Source organism: Chitinophaga horti, assembly GCF_022867795.2.
Lineage (GTDB): Bacteria > Bacteroidota > Bacteroidia > Chitinophagales > Chitinophagaceae > Chitinophaga > Chitinophaga horti.
Window position 1 is genome coordinate 4,159,836 of the sequence record NZ_CP107006.1, and the last position, 18,725, is coordinate 4,178,560.

The following is an 18,725-nucleotide window of genomic DNA, read 5'->3' on the forward strand; positions in this document are numbered from 1 at the left end:
TTAAAAAGAAAGGTTTACGCCCACGTTCACTACTTTGTTCTGCGGATACTGCAACCCGTTTTCTTCGGTCACTTCCGGGTCTACGCGGTATTGGTTAAGATTGCTGAAGGTGAACAGGTTGTAGCCGTTCACATAAAAGCGGCATTTCTCGATGCGAACCCGTGACAGAATGTTTTGTGGGATCGTGTAACCTAACTCGATGGTCCTGGCTCTCACGTAACGGGCATTGTGCGCAAAGAAGTCGTTACTGTTATTGTAGTTGGAGTGACCACCTTTATTGTAGCGCAGTGCAGGATATTTACCCGGGATCCATTTGCTGTTCGGGTCCCACATATCTTCGCGGTGCCACCTGTCGGTAAATAAAGTATTGAGGTTACCATTGTTCTGGAAAGGCCATTTCATTTCCCAGTTCTGGTACCAGGTGTAGCCCGCCGCACCAGAGAAGTCCGCGCGGAAGTCGGCACCTTTATACATCAAACCAATGGTGAAACCGAAGTTGATATTAGGCTGTGCACCAATACCCCAACCGATCGGACGCTCATCGTAGCCATCGATTTTACCGTCTTTATTCATATCCTCATAAATAAGGTCACCGGGCAGCAGGGTTACGTTACCCTGTCCGTCGATATTTACCGGGTGCTCATTGATCTGCTCCTGCGACTGGAACTGGCCAACTACGTGGCGCCCCCAGTTGGAGCGGGTAAGGCGCTGCGTTCTGGCAGTACGGTAGTGATCCCAGGAGTTGAAGCGCGTTTCGTTAAAAGGTTCCAGGAATTTGTAACGTGATATTGCAAAGTTGCCGGCCACCTGGTATTTTAGTTCGCCGATATTGTTGTTCAGCGCCAGCGAGAAATCTGCACCAAATTGCGCGTCGGATTCGAGGTTACTTTCCGGCAAGCCATAACCCAGTTCGTTTGGCACCAGTACATTGCCGGTCGCAGCCCTTAAACCGGTACGTTTACGATAATAGTACTCGGCGCTACCATTTAATTTTCCGTTGAAGAAACCGAAGTCCAGACCTACGTTCGACATTTTGCTTCTCAACCAGGTGATATTCGTTGTCGGCTCTCCGCGGTCGCGGGACCCAACTACCACGTTACCATCCAATACGGCTATACCCACATTGTAATCATACCCGGCCAGGTACCTGAATGGCAGCAGGCCTAATGCATCGCCATCATCACCCATCACACCGTAAGAACCGCGTAACTTTACCTCCGTAAGCGGGAAATTACCCAGCAGGTCTTTCATAAATTGCTCTTCGGTCAAACGCCAGCCGACAGATATACCGGGGAAGTAGCCTACGCGGTCAAGTTCAGGGAACAGGTAGGAAGCATCTCTACGTCCGTTCAGCTCCAACATGTATTTATCAGCGTAAGAGTAGTTGATACGTGCCGCGTAACCCAGCCTGGTCTGCCGCTCATCGCTATCGTTGTATTCATCCATGGTCGGGAAGTAAATCAGCGGCAGGGAGTTCGTAGTAGGCACAGCATGCAGGGTGTTCGTTAACCGCTGCCACCTGATACGTTCGGCAACAAAGGTGGCATTAATGTTATGCTTACCGAAAACACGTGCATAAGTGATCTGCCCCTGCATGTTTACGTTTTGTACTTTTTGCTGGATGCGCTGCCTGTAAGGGTTAGTACTACCGCCATATGGCGTGATGGTATCCTGTACAGGGTCGTAGCGGTAGGTCACGTAAGTGTACTCGTGGTTATTCAGCACCCGGTCGGCCAGGTAATAAGAATAAGCGCCGCGTAACGTAAGCCCTTTCACGTAAGGCACTTCATATTCCAGGTTGAAGTCATTCTGCAACACGCGCCAGTCCTCCCGGAATTTACCTGAGTTTTTATAGTTCAGGAACGCCCAGTTGGTTTCGTTGTGACCAATATCATTCAGGTAACGTGGATCATCGTTTGCATAGGGGCGCTCCATCGGTGTATTACGCATCAGCGCGAAACGGGCAACCCAGTAGTCATCGGGCTGCGGTACACCCGGGTTCTGCCGGCTTTCGATACGACCATTGATGTTCATGGAAGCCTTTAAACCTTCAGCGATCCTCGCTGTAATATTAGACTGTACGTTGTTCCTGTCGAAGCGGTACTCACGGCCCAAAACGGAGTTCTGGTGCAGTTTAGTGTAAGACAGGTAATACGTGATCCTGTCGGAACCACCGGAAGCATTCACGTTAAAAGAAGACAGGGGCGAATTACCTTTGATGATAAAATCTGTCCAGTCGAAACTTTTATAACCGTACTCGGTTCCTTGTTTGTATTTCTCCAGTTCTTCTTTGGTGATAGATGTACCGCCTTCGTTCAGTTCCGCTTCAGCCTTCAGGCGCATGTAGTCATAAGAACTGTTGAGTACTTCGGGGAAGGTGGTCCAGTTTTGCCAGCCCTGGTAAGCATTTATACCGATGGTATTACGGGAGTTGAGTTTACCCCGTTTGGTCGTAACCACCACAACACCGTTTGCTGCACGCACACCATAAATAGCCGCGGCAGCATCTTTCAGCACCGTAATCGACTCAATGTCGTTGGGAGCAATATTATTGAACTGACCGGCATCCTGCTGGATACCGTCGATTACGTACAGTGGGTTACCCATGTTACGGATCTGGATATTGGCGCTCGCACCGGGGCGACCGTCAGGCTGACGGAAAGTTACACCCGGCAGCTTACCGGCTAGTGTGGCGCTCACCGTGGAGTTACCATGCACACGATCGATATCATCGGAGGTTACCGACGCAACCGAACCAGTGATGGATACCCTCCTGGCCTGGCCATAACCCACTACCACTACTTCACTGATATCTTTATTCTGTCTTTCCATTCTTACGCTCAGGCTGCGTTGCGTACCTACCATTAATTCTTTTGTTGCAGAACCGATGGAGGTAAATACCAGCACAGCACTTTCGCCCGCTACATTGAGCGAAAACGATCCGTTGGCATCGGTATTGGTGGCATTTTTTGTACCCTTCTCCACGACGGTAACGCCTGGCATAATACCGCCTTCATTGTCCTGCACTACCCCACGCACCGTTATCTTTTCCTGCGAAAAGGCGGGCAATACGGTGGCAAGCCAGATAAAAAGGGTGAGCAAAAAAGGCAGGGGACGCCTGATAAGCACTGCCGAAACAGCATTACAGGCCCGGGGAAGCCTAGTAAATTTTCTCATAACGGGAACTAATTGTGGTTAATAAAATGAGCGTTTTTCACTGTGTGTAAACGTTTACATGCAATAATTTGTAAACAAGTACTACTTTTAAATCGTACTGTGAAGAAAGAACTTATTTAGCGATAGGGCCATTCACTACGTTTCATATTCTTTTCAAAATGTTTCATTTTTGGCTGCGGCTTACTTTAGGATGGTTGCTTTTGGCATCGGGCGCAAACGCGCAGCAATATTACTTTCGTCACTACCAGGTAGAGGCAGGCCTGTCTAACAATACGGTTTTCAGCAGCGTGCAGGACCAGCAAGGGTTTATGTGGTTTGGCACCAAGGAAGGACTGAACCGCTTTGATGGCTACCGCTTTAAACTGTATAGGCTGGATGATAAGAACGAGCAGCAACTCGACCAGATCTATAACTTATATAAGGACAGCCGGGGCACATTATGGATCGGTTCGCAAAAGGGTTTATATTATTTTGATGCAGTGAATGAAAAGCCGGTCAACTTTTCTGACACGCTGCGCGAAGTATGGAGCATTACCGAAGATGCCGCCGGGCAACTCTGGTTCATTGCACAAAACGCGGTGTGCCGTTATAATCCTGTCCGCAACAAAGTGACACGGTTCCCACATCCTACGGGCCGCATTCTCACCTCCGTTTGTATTACGGAAGATGGCACTACCTGGGCTTCTACGCACAGGGGCTTTCTGCAAAAGCTGGATACAGCCACCGGTGTCTATACCGGTTATAACTTATTCCCCGACCTGCCGGCAGGCAGCGGTTGCTACATTCACCGCGTGATGGCAGCAGGCAATCGTGTAATGGCCTGCACCTCCTGCCGGGGCGTTATCCAGTTTAATGCAAACGATTTCACAATTAAGAACCTGTTGACTTACAATGCCGATCTCACGAATGTATATGTGCATGATATCCTGCAGAACGGCCCCAACGAATTTTGGGTCGCCAGTGAATCGGGGGTGTTTATTTTAGATAGCGAAACCGGGCAAAGCATCAACCTGCATAAAAAATTTCTCGACCCCTATTCTATTTCAGATAATGCGGTGTACACCATTTCCCGGGATCGCGAAGGCGGCATTTGGGTGGGCACGTACTTCGGCGGCGTGAATTATTACGCATTTCCCTACACCCCTTTCCGTAAATACTACCCCGACTATTCCCCTAATGCGATCAGTGGCAGCGCCGTGCGCGAAATCCGGGAGGATAGTGATGGCATGCTGTGGATCGGCACCGAAGATGCCGGCCTCAATCGCCTCGACCCGAAAACGGGTGCGGTAACGAATTTTTCGCCGCTAAAAACGCCGAACAGTATAACCTACAGCAATATTCATGGTGTATTGGTAAACGGCGACGAAGTATGGGCAGGCACCCACGAACACGGCCTCGACATCATCCACCGGAAAACAGGAAAATTAATTCGGAACTATCGTATCGGCAGCGGCCCCAAGGACCTGAAGCACAACTTCATCGTTTCCCTGCTTAAAACGCGCAACGGCACTATTTACGTGGGTACCGGCGCAGGGTTACTCCGGTACGATGCGGCCTTCAAGGGTTTTGATCCTACCACTGCCCCTACCTTCGCGACCATCAGCAGCCTGGTGGAAGATCATGCAGGCGTTATTTGGGGCACTACTCACATGGATGGCGTTTTTTCCTACAACCCGGCCACCGGCGAAACCCATAAATTCGAGCACGATCCTGACAACCCGCAGAGCATATCCGCCAGCACCATCAACGCTGTTTGCGAAGACGCCGCGCACAACCTCTGGTTCGCTACAGAAGGTGGCGGCCTTTGTAAAATGGATACGCAGCGTAAAACATTCACCCGCATCAAAATGAAAGATGGGTTGCCCAGCAATTTCATTTTTAAGATCGTAGAATCGCGCGACGGGCAGTTATGGGTAAGTACCTCCAAAGGTTTGGTACAGCTGGACACTGCAGGTAAAGTACTGGCCGTGTATACGAAAGCCAACGGTCTGCTCAACGACCAGTTCAACTACAACTCTGGTTACCGCGACAGCACCGGACGCATGTACTTTGGTAGTATTAAAGGGATGATCAGCTTTAACCCGGAGGAATTTATCAGCAACACCTATCAGCCCCCGGTATACATTACCGGCTTCCAGGTGAATAATCGCGAATTGTCCATCAGCCAGGATAGCAGCGCACTTAAAAAGTCGATCCTGTTTGCGAACGAACTCACGCTCGATCACGACGCTTCCAGCTTCAGCATCGATTTTGCTGCCCTCAGTTTTAATGCGCCGGAAATTACCGCCTACAAATACATGATGGACGGCCTCGATCGGGAGTGGACCACCCTGCCTACGAATCGTAAAGTCTATTTCACGAACCTGTCTCCCGGCACGTACACCTTCAGGCTAAAAGCCTCCACCAATGGAAAATGGGGCAAAGCAGAAAAAACATTGACTATCCACATCCTGCCGCCGTTCTGGGCTACGACCTGGGCTTACCTGCTTTATTTTGTAGTAGGGGCTGCTATCTGTTATTATGTCACCATGTTTTTCTATCGCCGCGCGCAGGTCAGGAAAGAAAAAGAATTATATGAAGCGAAGATCCAGTTCTTCACCAATGTGACGCACGAAATACGTACGCCGCTGACGCTCATTAAAGGCCCGGTAGAAAACCTGCTGGAAAAGGCTGCAGAGGTGCCCGACATTAAACCGGACGTGGTAACGCTGGAACGTAATACGAACCGCCTCATCGCACTGATCACCCAGATACTGGACTTCCGGCAAACAGAAACACGCGGCTTTAGTTTAACGTTTTCGGAAGTGCGCATCGACCGGCTGCTGGAGGAGGAGTTTGAAAGCTTTATGCATCCTGCCACCAAAAAGAAATTACGCTACGAACTGGTAATGCCTCCAATGGCCATCAATGCGAGGGCAGACGAGGAGGCGATGCGTAAAATACTGAGCAACCTGATCAGCAATGCAGTGAAGTACGCTGCGCATACCGCTACTGTAATATTACATCCGCTATCGCCGGAAGATGTTACCTTTACGATAGAAGTCCGTAACGACGGGCATCTGATCGCTGCCGACATGAAAGACAAGATTTTTGAGCCCTTTTACCGCATGAAGGAAACCAGCAGGCAAACAGGCTCAGGCATTGGACTATCAATCGCTAAGTCGCTGGCCGAATTGCACCAGGGTCAACTATACCTGGGTGCGCAGGTGGATGGAATGAACGTTTTTATACTTAATTTGCCATTGCAGGCCGAATTGAAACAGCCGATAGCTAAAACTGGTAAAACCGCGAACAAATAGCACGTTATGCTGCCGACCGTATTAATTGTTGATGATAACGATGAAATCCTGGAATTTCTTTCCCGGACGCTGGCGCCTAAGTACACGGTGCTGACGGCGGAAAGCGGCGAGGCGGCCATGGACATCCTGCATACGGAGGCCGTTCAACTGGTGATCAGCGACGTGATGATGCCCGACATGGATGGCTTCGAACTGTGCACACTGATCAAATCCAACTTCGAATATTCGCACATTCCCGTGATCTTACTCACGGCCAAGAATACACTCACTGCCAAGATACACGGCCTGGAACTCGGTGCTGACGCCTATATTGAAAAGCCCTTTTCCAAAGAGCACCTGCAGGCACAAATGGCGAGTTTACTGGCAAACCGTAATATGGTGCGCGAATATTTTGCACAGTCGCCACTTGCACATATCAAGAGCATGGCACACTCTAAGGCCGATGAACGTTTCCTCGAAAGCCTCAACGAAACCATCTGCCGTAACCTGGAAGATGCCGAGCTGGATGTAGAGAAACTGGCCCGCGCCATGAACATGAGCCGTGTAACGCTGTACCGCAAAATCAAAGCAGTGTCGGACCTCTCCCCCATTGAACTGATCAACATTACCCGCCTGAAAAAGGCTGCAGAACTGCTCGCAGAGGGCGAATACCGCATTAACGAAATCTCCGACATGCTGGGTTTCAGCTCACAAAGCAACTTCTCCCGCAACTTCGCCAAACAGTTCAACATGACGCCCTCCGAGTACATTCATTTAAAAGGGCAGGAGCATAAAAAAATTTAGCCCTCCATGTAAACGTTTACATTGAATAGGTATCCTTATTTTTACGGCTTATGCGTAAAGAGGCTTTTTACCGAATGCAATACATGCTTTTGGATGGCGATGCCCGACTGGTGACTGACATCCTGAGCCTGTACCTGTACCCGCTGGAGAAATACCGGGTAACAGATGCAGTGAACCGGTTTAAGAAGATGGAACCGACCAAAGTGGCGGGTATACTCGAGCAATTACAACGCGCCCAGCTCGCCGCGCCTAATACGGCAGGCAACTTCGCCCTTGTGCCCGAGCTGGCCTTCCTGTTGTTCCCGCAAAACATTCAACGTGAAGAATACCAACGTTTGCTGCACGACGATCGCGGTAAACGCCCTTCCTTTTATAATACGAGCTTTAAACTGGCCGAATTACAGGAAACGCTGATGGCGTATTGCCTGGGTGATCTTTCCCTGATGTCGCTGCCGGTACGCAAAATTGAGCTGGACCTGGAAGATTTTCTTCCCTGGCTGCCTTACCTGCTGTACTACCCGGCTTACAAACAGCTGTTACAATTATTTTCAGAAGATAGTTTCCGGCGGATACAATCCCGCGCCATCTGGACTAACCTGTTAGAAATGGCCCCGCTGGCCGACCTGGAGGTATTCGACCGCGACACCAACGGCACTTCCTGCGAGCCGGCACTGTTACAGGGGCGCTTTCCCGAAACGGGCAGTGATTTTGAAATGGCCGTGACTCATCTGTACCGCAAACAGCCCGAACAGGCTTTCGCGGCGTTCGAACGTGGCATCAAACTGCAAAGGAAAACGGATAAAAAGAACATGTTGCCCGCCTCGCCGGCCATGGCCTTCTACTACGCCTACACGATCAGCCTGTTGCCACTCGCACAAACCAATATGCTGGTCGCGAAACTGATCGCCTTTTATGAAAAAAAACTCGCGCCGGCCAATATTCCCGCCATCTGCCTGCTCCACTATCACAGTGGCAAAAGAGAGCGTGCGGAAGATTTGCTGCGCATATTAATAGAAGCGCATGCTTTACCCGGCGGTAAAGACCTGCCAACGCTGCTGGCGCTGTTATGTCTGCGAGGATTTCATGCAAACAGCAAACTACTCGTACACCACGCCCATCTCTCCGAAAAGCTGTTAACGAAAGCCCTCGAGAACGGCTACCTGTTGCCTGCCTACGAATACCAGTTCCTGCTGGAAGATGACCGGTCGCAGGATATTTATGAAGTACTGAAAAGCAGGATCAGCGAGCCGCCTGCTTTTGCACAGATGCAGAAAATACCCGAATGGGAACGGCTGCTCGACTTACTACTTGCTCCCGAACGCCCGAACGCTAAAAAGGATAAGGCGACTGGAACCAACCGGCTCGTTTATCTCGTAGACTTCGACCGACTGAAGGTACAGCCTATGCTGCAAACGATGCAGGCAAGCGGTTGGAGCGCAGGCCGCATGGTAGCGCTAAAAAAGCTGAAAGAAGGCGCCGTACCTGCCATGCTGCCGCACGACCAGCGCATCGCACAAACCATTCTGAAAGAAACACACTTCAATTATTACGGTGGCGAGCAATATGTTTTCGACGATAACATCTGGACGGAACTTGCCGGGCACCCATACCTCTTCCTGATGCACGAGCCGACTATGCCGGCCGAAATCGAAAAGGGAGAGGTAGAGCTGGCGATATCCACCACCAACCGCGGGTACATCTTTAGCGCTAACATCACCGAAGCCAATGGCGACTTTGTTGTGCTGAAGGAATCCGAAACGAAGATGAAGATCATCCGGTTGAACCAGCAGCAGCGGTTTGTACTGAACACACTGAAACAGTTGGGCACTGTACCCGCGGAAGGAAAAGAGAAATTGCTGGAAGCGATCAAAAAAATGGGCTCGCATATTACGATCCATTCCGACCTTGATGAAAGTGCTATCAGCATCCGCCGCCTCAACAGCGACAGCCGCATCCGCATTCAGCTGCAACCGGTCGGCGACGCGCTGAAGGCCTCATTCTTCGTGAAGCCGCTGGGCGACAGTCCGCCGTATTGCCGTCCGGGTACGGGGGCGCGGAATATTATAGGCATTGTGAATGGCGAACGTTGCCAGGCCTCCCGCGACGTGGAGCAGGAAAAGGCGAATATGCAATTGCTGATGCAGCAGATACAACAGCACCTGGTGCAGGAAGTGCAGGAAGACGATGTGATCGTTTTCGAAGATCCTGCCGACTGCCTGCAACTGCTGGAAATCATACAATCGCTGCCTGACATCACCGTGGTGGAGTGGCCGGAAGGCACACGCTTCCAGCTACGCGGCAAAGCGGGATTGTCCGACCTGCGACTGATGGTCAAGGAAAAAGGCCACTGGTTCGCGATGCAGGGCGAGCTGCAGATTGACGAACGCACCGTTATCAACCTGAAACAAGTTTTAGATATACTGCCCAAACGCAGCAGCCGGTTCATTGAACTGGATAATGGTCACTTCCTTGCTCTGAGCGCAGACCTACGCGCCCGGTTAAACGAAGTATTGAACATCGGGGTGGCAGAAGCACAGGAAATTAAAATACCTTATTTCGCCGCGCATTTGCTGGACGAACTCCTGTCGCAGGCGGGCAGCGTACGAACGGATACGCCGTGGAAACAATTCAAAAAGAAGAAATCGGATGCCGCATTGGTGAAACCGGCCGTTCCTGCGGGCTTACGTCAGGTCCTGCGACCTTACCAGGAAGACGGCTTCCACTGGATGGCCCAACTGGCTGCCTGGGGTGCCGGCGCCTGCCTGGCCGACGATATGGGCTTAGGAAAAACCATACAGGCGATTTCGATACTGTTGCATCGTGCGGCAGACGGTGCGGCGCTGGTCATTAGCCCTGCTTCGGTACTGCCGAACTGGGCAAACGAACTGGCTCGTTTTGCGCCGGAACTCAACGTAATACAGCTGCAGCCGGGCAGCCGAGAAAAGCAATTACAACAGGCTGCCGCGTTTGATATCGTAATTACGACTTACGGCATCTTACAATCGGAAGCGGAGGCGTTTGAAAACATCACCTGGAACACTATTGTGCTGGACGAGGCGCATACCATTAAAAACTACCAGACGCGCACGTCGCGGGCGGCGATGAAGCTGACGGGCAACTTCCGGCTGGCATTAACGGGTACGCCTATACAAAATCACCTGGGCGAGATATGGAACTTGTTTACGTTCCTGAACCCCGGCTTGCTGGGCGATCTGCCATCCTTCCGTAAGCAGTTCGTAACGCCATCTGCCAATAACCCGGAAAGTATGGCCAAGAAGCACCTGAAAAAACTCATTGCACCTTTTATGCTGCGGCGTTTAAAATCAGATGTATTGGAGGAATTGCCACCTAAAACGGAGATCGTGAAACTCGTAACGCTTTCCGTAGCGGAGGCAGCGTTTTACGAAGCTATCCGCCGCCAGGCTTTGCAACATATGCAGGAGCGAGACTTGCTCAGCGCCGGGCAGCAGCATATTAAAGCCTTACAGGAGATTACCCGGCTGCGCATGGCCGCCTGTAACCCACAGCTCATCGAGGCCGAAACAGACATTGAATCGTCTAAAATGGCCGCGCTGAAAGAGATCGTAGAAGAACTAACGGCCAATAATCACCGCGCACTGGTGTTCAGTCAATTTGTAAAACACTTGTCGCTGGTAGCAAAAGCACTGCATAGCTGGGGCATTCCTTTCCTTTACCTGGATGGCTCCACGCCTATTCCTGCGCGCGAAAAGCTTGTGAAATCGTTTCAGGCAGGCGAAGCGCCACTGTTCCTGATCAGTTTGAAAGCAGGTGGATTGGGGTTAAATCTGACAGCGGCCGATTACGTTATCCATCTCGATCCCTGGTGGAACCCGGCGGTGGAAGAACAGGCGTCCGACCGTGCGCATCGTATGGGACAAACCCGGCCAGTAACCATTTACAGGCTGGTCGCGCAACATACGATCGAGGAAAAAATTATTGAATTGCATCACAACAAGCGAGACCTGGCCGACCAATTATTGGAAGGGACCGACCAGAGTGTGCACCTGAGCGTGCAGGACCTGGTGGCGCTGATTTCAACCAGTTAGGCGGTTACAACGCCGCCAGGTCCAGGCGCACCCGCTGTTCCTGCATTTCGGGCATGGCGATAATGAACGTAGCACCCTGGTTAATTTCGCTGGCAGCTGAAATTTGTCCCTGGTGCTGTTCCATGATCTTTTTACAGATAGATAGCCCGATGCCGGAACCTTCTATTTCGTGGTAGCTGTGTAGCCTTTTAAACACCACGAATATATCCGTCAGGTATTGCTGATCAATACCAATACCGTTATCCTTTACATAGATGTGATACCGCTGTCCGCCGTTTTCCGCCGCTACCTTCTCCGCATAAATGTGTATGTTCGGCGCAACTTCTTTCTTGCGGAACTTTAACGCGTTCCCGATCAGGTTGTAAAACACCTGCTGCATCAAAGTAGGAATGGCCTGCAGGGAAGGCAGCCTGTCCACCGTAATTACCGCACTGCATTGCTGCACCTGCACATCCAGCTCACTAATGGCACTGCGCACCACCTCGTTCAGGTCCACCTGCTCAAAGTCGCCGCCCTGTACGGAATGGCGCGAGAAGCGTAACAGGTCGTTTACCAGTTGCTGCATCCGTGTAGCCGCGTTAGTTATTTTCTGTATATGGCGGTGAACCTCCTCCGGGTCGGCGCGCTTTTGTAAGATCATGTCACTGAAAACGCGAATCTTACGCAGCGGCTCCTGCAAATCGTGGGAGGCGACGAATGCAAAGCGGTCCAGTTCTTCGTTTACCGCTTTCAGGTATACGTTGTTCTGCGTCAACTGCATGTTCAGCTCACGCACTTTTCGTTCGGAAGCCTCGCGCTCTTCAATTTCGCGCTGGAGGGTGGCGTTAATGTTCAGCAGGTTTTTTTCCTGTTCAACGAGCGACTGCGTTTTGCGGTACAACTCTACGAACAAGCCCACTTTCACTCTTAATAACTCCGGGTTGATGGGTTTGTAGATAAAGTCTACCGCCCCTACCTTATATCCTTTAAAGATCGCCTCATCCTCATTATGAGCGGTAATAAAGATGATCGGAATGTTTTTGAGTTTGTCCCGCTCGTAAATGAGCTCAGCCGTTTCGAAACCGTTCATGTCCGGCATCAGTACGTCCATCAGGATAAGGGAAAAATCATACTCCTGTAAAAGCACTTTTAACGCGGCGCGGCCGGAGTTTGCTTTTACGATATTATAATTTTCCTTTTCCAGTATGGATTCGATAGACATTAAGTTGTCAGGTCTATCGTCTACCACGAGGATCTTTATTGCGTCTTTTGCCTGCAAAGTGATTTATCTTTTTCTATTGCTATTGATGATTTACCTATACAACCACACCCTCATTAATGACAATAACTGGTCGATTTTCAGCGGTTTGGTGATATAATCGGATGCTCCGGCCTCCAGGCATTTTTCCCTATCACCCTTCATGGCCTTGGCCGTAACGGCGATAATCGGCAATGCGCTGTTCTTATGTTCGCGGCGTATCTTCTGCATTGTTTCATAACCGTCCATTTCGGGCATCATGATGTCCATCAGCACAATATCGATCTCATTATTTTCACTCAGGATGTTCATGGCTTCCTGGCCGCTTTCTGCCGTAATCGTATTAATATGATAACGTTCGAATGCCGTAGTCAGGGCAAACAGGTTACGTACGTCATCATCCACCACCAGCACATTTTTATGGCTTAACACATCCCGCTGTGAGCGCAGGTCTTCTATCAGCTTCCGTTTCTCGGGCAACAGGCTTTCATGATGAATATGCAGTTGCTGTACCGTTTCTTCCAGTAACAGATCGAGTGAATTTACATCTTTCAGCAGGATCTTGTTGGCATATTGTTTCAGCTTCGATTTTTCCTTACTTGAAAAATCCTTTGCCGAATATACGATAACCGGTGTAGAATTATAGCGGTTGATGGATTGAATGTTCGAGAAAAGATCGGCACCCTCTACATCAGGCAGCATGTAATCGGCGATAATACAATCGTAGGACCCATGTTCCAGCCGCTGTAACGCCTCTTTCCCGTTATCGACAAAATCCAGTTCGATCAGTTCCCCGTTGTCCAGTATCCTTGCGATCTGGGAAGCATCCGGTTCGTTATCCTCCACGATCAGTACACGCTTCTGTTTACGTAAGTGCTGCTCGATCACATTGTTGAACAATACAGACAGGTCTTCGTTCTTCAACGGTTTCAGGTTAAAGCTTCTTGCACCCCGATGCATGGCCAGCAGACGGTTTTCCTCGCCGGATATCAGGTGAATAGGGATATGACGAAGGTTAACATCGTTCTTGAACAGATCGAGGATACGCCAGCCGCTCGCATCGGGCAGCTTCACGTCGAGTGTAACCGCGATGGGCTGAAACTTGTTCGTCAGGTTGAACACATCGCTGAAGCCCGTCGCCACTACTACCTTCAGGCCTACCTCATGCGCTTTTTCCTGCATGATTTTCGCAAAACGCACATCATCTTCTACGATCAGCAACACCTTATCCGTATCGATCACATTGTTACGATCATCACCAATATCGTTGATGATTTCATTAATGCCTTCCAGGTCCTTTGTGTCAGACACTTTCACTGTTGGGACAGAAGCGCCCTCGCTGAGGTGATACTCAGACACGGTTAAACTGCTTGGCTTCTCTTTTTTAATCGCACCCGGATTGTAATGTAATGGCAGGTATAACGTAAACGTACTACCCAAACCAGCCTCACTTTCCAGTTCGATGGAGCCACCTAAGAGGTCGGCTAGACCACGGCTGATCGAGAGACCAAGACCCGTACCGCCATACTTACGGCTGGTGGAACCTTCCGCCTGTTGGAACGCTTCGAAGATGATGCCTTGTTTATCTTTCGAGATGCCGATACCCGTATCGCGGATTTCAAAGGCTACTACACGATCTGCACTGTCCAGACTATCGTTCAGCATTTTCCAGTTACGCTGCGCTTCGTAGATACGCAGTTTTACTTCCCCCTTCTCGGTGAACTTAAATGCGTTCGACAACAGGTTTTTCAGGATCTGGTTCAAACGCTGTACGTCGGTTTCCAGTGTTTGCGGCAGTTTATCTTCCACTTCAATACCGAAGCGCAGGTTTTTGCTTTCCGATATATGTTTGAAGGTAGTTTCCACGAACGCAATTACCTCGTTGAAACGTACTTTGATAAAGTCGGTAGAAATATAACCGGATTCGATCTTCGACAGGTCGAGGATGTCGTTGATCAGTTGGATAAGGTCATCACCACAACTGTGAATGGTTTTTGCGTAGCGTACCTGTTTCTCGTTCAGGTTACCGTCGTGATTTTCATAAAGTTGTTGCGCGAGAATGAGCAGGGAGTTCAGCGGCGTACGTAACTCGTGCGACATGTTCGCGAGGAACTCCGATTTATACTTGGAGGTCAGCTGTAGCTGTTCGGCTTTTTCTTCCAGTGAGCGGCGGGCTTCTTCCACCTCCTTGTTCTTCTCTTCCACTTCCTCTTTCTGCTTCACGAGCAGGTGCGCCTTATCCTGCAGCTCTTCGTTCGTACGACGTAATTCATCCGCCAGTGACTGCGATTGCTCCAGCAGGTCTTCGGTACGGGAGTTCGCCTCGATCGTGTTCAATACGATACCGATACTTTCTGTGAGCTGGCTAAGGAAGTCCAGGTGGGTTTCAGAGAAGGTATCGAATGAAGCCAGTTCAATTACTGCTTTAATTTCTGTTTCGAACAATACCGGCAGTACAATCAGGTTTACTGGTGGCGCCTGGCCAATGCCGGAGCCGATTTGTACATAATTGCCCGGCACATTCGTAATAAGAATACGTTCCTTTTCTACCGCACATTGTCCTACGAGCCCTTGTCCCATGGCGAACTCGCGGGAAGCTTCTATTTCGTCGCCGAATGCATACGCTGCAAACAGTTTCAGTTTCGGGTTCTTCAGTTCTTCTTCCTGTTCGAGGATGTAGAACATACCTTTCTGCGCATTTACCACCTGGGCCAGCTCCGAAAGGATACGTCGCGTTACCGTGTTCAAGTCTTTTTGTCCCTGCAGCATTTGTGTAAATGTTGCAAGGTTCGATTTCAGCCAGTCCTGTTCCTGGTTACGCAGGGTCGTTTGTTTCAGGTTGGCGATCATCTGGTTAATGGTATCTTTCAGCTCTTCCACCTCACCTTTCGCTTCCACGCGGATCATCTGTGTAAGATCACCTTTCGTTACTGCGGATGCTACTGCCGAAATCGCACGTACCTGTGTGGTCAGGTTTTCTGCCAACTGGTTTACGTTTTCTGTCAGGTTTTTCCAGATACCGGAAGCGCCGGGCACACTGGCCTGTCCCCCCAATCGTCCGTCAACACCCACCTCACGGGCCACCGTGGTTACCTGGTCGGCAAACAGTGCCAGCGTATCGATCATTTCGTTGATCGTTTCTGTCAGCTGTGCCACCTCACCACGCGATACGATGGAGAGTTTCTGTTTCAGGTTACCTGTTGCTACCGCGGTTACCACTTTCGCAATACCACGCACCTGGTTGGTGAGGTTGGAGGCCATCATGTTCACCGAGTCGGTAAGGTCCTTCCAGGTACCACCCACACCCTGCACTTCTGCCTGGCCACCCAGCTTACCTTCCGTGCCTACTTCACGCGCCACACGCGTTACTTCGAAGGCGAAGGAGTTCAGCTGGTCCACCATTGTATTGATCGTATTTTTCAGATCGAGGATCTCTCCTTTTACGTCGATCGTTACTTTTTTACTTAAGTCACCGGAGGCCACCGCTTTGGTTACCTCGGCAATGTTACGCACCTGCGAGGTAAGGTTACCGGTCATCTGGTTCACCGAGTCGGTAAGGTCCTTCCAGGTACCGGCAACACCCGGTACAAACGCCTGGCCGCCAAGTTTACCATCCGTACCCACCTCACGGGCCACACGCGTTACTTCCGATGCGAAGGCACGCAGCTGGTCCACCATCGTGTTCAGCGTTTCCTTCAGCTGCAGGATCTCGCCACGCACGTCCACCGTAATCTTGCGGCTCATGTCACCGTTCGCCACGGCGATCGCCACATCCGCAATGTTACGCACCTGGTCGGTCAGGTTACCGGCCATCTGGTTCACGGAGTCGGTCAAGTCTTTCCAGGTACCACCAACGCCGGGCACGTGTGCCTGTCCGCCGAGTTTACCTTCGGTACCCACCTCACGGGCTACACGCGTTACTTCGGAAGCGAATGCACGCAGCTGTTCCACCATCGTGTTGATCGTATTCTTCAGCTCCAGGATCTCACCTTTAACGTCCACCTCGATCTTACGGCTAAGGTCACCGTTCGCCACCGCCGTCGTTACTTCCGCGATGTTACGTACCTGCGAGGTAAGGTTAGAGGCCATGATGTTCACAGAGTCGGTCAAGTCTTTCCAGAGACCTTCCACGCCCGGTACATCGGCCTGACCGCCGAGCTTACCTTCCGAACCTACTTCCCGCGCTACGCGGAACACTTCGGAACCGAAGGCGTTCAGCTGGTCCACCATTGTATTGATCGTACTTTTCAATTCCAGGATCTCACCTTTAGCATCCACCGTAATCTTACGCGACAAGTCACCTTTTGCCACCGCTGTGGTTACTTCGGCGATGTTACGAACCTGGTTGGTCAGGTTCGATCCCATCTGGTTTACAGATTCAGTCAAATCCTTCCAGGTACCGCCCACACCCTGCACTTTCGCCTGGCCACCAAGTTTACCTTCGGTTCCTACTTCCAATGCCACACGCGTTACTTCGGAAGCGAATGAATTCAGCTGGTCCACCATCGTGTTGATGGTCTTCTTCAACTCCAGGATTTCTCCTGCCACATCCACCGTAATCTTTTTAGAAAGATCACCCAGAGCCACCGCCGTCGTTACCTCCGCGATGTTACGCACCTGGTTGGTAAGGTTGGAAGCCATCTGGTTTACGGACTCTGTAAGGTCACGCCAGGTACCTCCCACACCCTGTACTTTCGCCTGGCCGCCCAGCTTACCTTCCGTACCTACTTCCAACGCCACACGCGTTACTTCGGAAGCGAACGAGTTCAGCTGGTCCACCATCGTATTGATCGTATTCTTCAGCTCAAGAATTTCTCCTTTTACATCCACTGTAATTTTACGGCTCAAGTCACCGTTAGCTACCGCAGTGGTTACATCCGCGATGTTACGCACCTGCGCCGTCAGGTTACCACCCATCTGGTTTACCGAATCCGTCAGGTCTTTCCACACGCCACCAACACCTTTTACCGTTGCCTGTCCGCCCAGCTTACCTTCCGAACCCACCTCACGCGCCACACGCGTTACTTCCGAGGAGAACGAGTTCAGCTGGTCCACCATCGTGTTGATTGTATTTTTCAGCTCCAGGATCTCTCCTTTTACGTCCACCGTAATCTTACGGCTCAGGTCCCCTCGCGCCACCGCCGTTGTTACCTCCGCGATGTTACGCACCTGGCCGGTAAGGTTCGCCGCCATCTGGTTCACCGAGTCCGTCAGGTCTTTCCAGGTACCACCTACACCGGGTACGTGAGCCTGACCGCCCAGCTTACCATCCGTACCCACCTCACGCGCCACGCGCGTTACTTCGGAGGAGAACGAGTTCAGCTGGTCCACCATCGTGTTGATCGTATCTTTCAGTTCCAGGATCTCACCCTGTACGTCTACCGTAATTTTTTTAGACAGGTCACCCTTTGCTACTGCGGTCGTTACGTCCGCGATGTTACGCACCTGCGCGGTAAGGTTACCTGCCATCTGGTTCACCGAGTCGGTAAGGTCTTTCCATACACCCGCCACATCTTTTACCTTGGCCTGTCCGCCCAGTTTACCTTCGGATCCCACTTCCCTCGCCACACGCGTTACCTCACGGCTAAACAGGTTCAGCTGTTTCACCATGCCGTTCACCTCCGTGGCGATACGTGCAAACTCGCCCTGCAATACGTGCCCTTCGATCTGCAACGTCATTTCCTGCGACAGGTTACCTTTTGCTACGGAACTGATTACGTGTGCAATCTCGATCGTGGGATGCACCAGGTCGGATATCAGTGTATTAATAGAACTTACCGCTGTATTCCAGGAGCCTCGGGCCGTCCTGGGCAGTGTAACGCGGTGGTTAAGCTTTCCCTGGATGCCAATGGTGTTGCGGGCCAGGTTCAGTTCTTCCACCAACGTTTCGTTCAGTGATATAATGTCATTAAGGGTGTCGCAGATTTTGCCACTAATGCCTAAGCTGTCGATGGGCATGCGGGCGGAGAAGTTGCCGTTTTTTACCTCGGCCAGTACCTGCAATAAAAGGCGCAGGTCCAGCTCGTCGGTTAATATTTCGGGCACAGGCTTCATGGGTTGACGGTCGGGCGTTGTGGATTTTTGTGGAGCAATTTCCACAACTTCCGCAGGTGAACCGTTCTTCCCCGGAACTTTCTTACGGCTATTCATGATGGGCGATTA

General features: G+C 50.9%; 6 protein-coding genes. 3 read left to right on the plus strand and 3 right to left on the minus strand.

Annotated elements, in window-relative coordinates; all coding sequences use genetic code 11:
* The gene (locus MKQ68_RS16800) at positions 1-3,177 is read right to left on the minus strand and encodes a SusC/RagA family TonB-linked outer membrane protein (RefSeq protein ID WP_264280124.1); all 3,177 of its coding nucleotides are present in this window, start codon (positions 3,175-3,177) and stop codon (positions 1-3) included.
* A gap of 158 nt (positions 3,178-3,335) precedes the next feature.
* Between MKQ68_RS16800 and MKQ68_RS16805 the strand changes: the two genes are divergently transcribed.
* The 3 genes from MKQ68_RS16805 to MKQ68_RS16815 all read left to right on the plus strand — a co-directional run bounded on the left by MKQ68_RS16805 (position 3,336) and on the right by MKQ68_RS16815 (position 11,326).
* Positions 3,336-6,476 (plus strand): ligand-binding sensor domain-containing protein, encoded by a 3,141-nt coding sequence (locus MKQ68_RS16805; RefSeq protein ID WP_264280125.1) that lies wholly within the window; start codon positions 3,336-3,338, stop codon positions 6,474-6,476.
* 6 nt (positions 6,477-6,482) lie between these two features.
* Positions 6,483-7,259, plus strand: coding sequence for a response regulator transcription factor (locus MKQ68_RS16810; RefSeq protein ID WP_264280126.1), 777 nt, complete (start codon positions 6,483-6,485; stop codon positions 7,257-7,259).
* A gap of 74 nt (positions 7,260-7,333) precedes the next feature.
* The gene (locus MKQ68_RS16815; RefSeq protein ID WP_264280127.1) at positions 7,334-11,326 is read left to right on the plus strand and encodes a DEAD/DEAH box helicase; all 3,993 of its coding nucleotides are present in this window, start codon (positions 7,334-7,336) and stop codon (positions 11,324-11,326) included.
* Between the two features lie 4 nt (positions 11,327-11,330).
* Here MKQ68_RS16815 and MKQ68_RS16820 read toward each other — a convergent pair whose 3' ends face one another.
* Both MKQ68_RS16820 and MKQ68_RS16825 read right to left on the minus strand, forming a co-directional pair.
* A complete protein-coding gene (locus MKQ68_RS16820) occupies positions 11,331-12,527 on the minus strand; it encodes a sensor histidine kinase (RefSeq protein WP_264280128.1) in 1,197 nt (398 codons plus the stop codon).
* A gap of 90 nt (positions 12,528-12,617) precedes the next feature.
* A complete protein-coding gene (locus MKQ68_RS16825) occupies positions 12,618-18,713 on the minus strand; it encodes a hybrid sensor histidine kinase/response regulator (RefSeq protein WP_264280129.1) in 6,096 nt (2,031 codons plus the stop codon).
* Positions 18,714-18,725 lie beyond the last annotated feature (12 nt).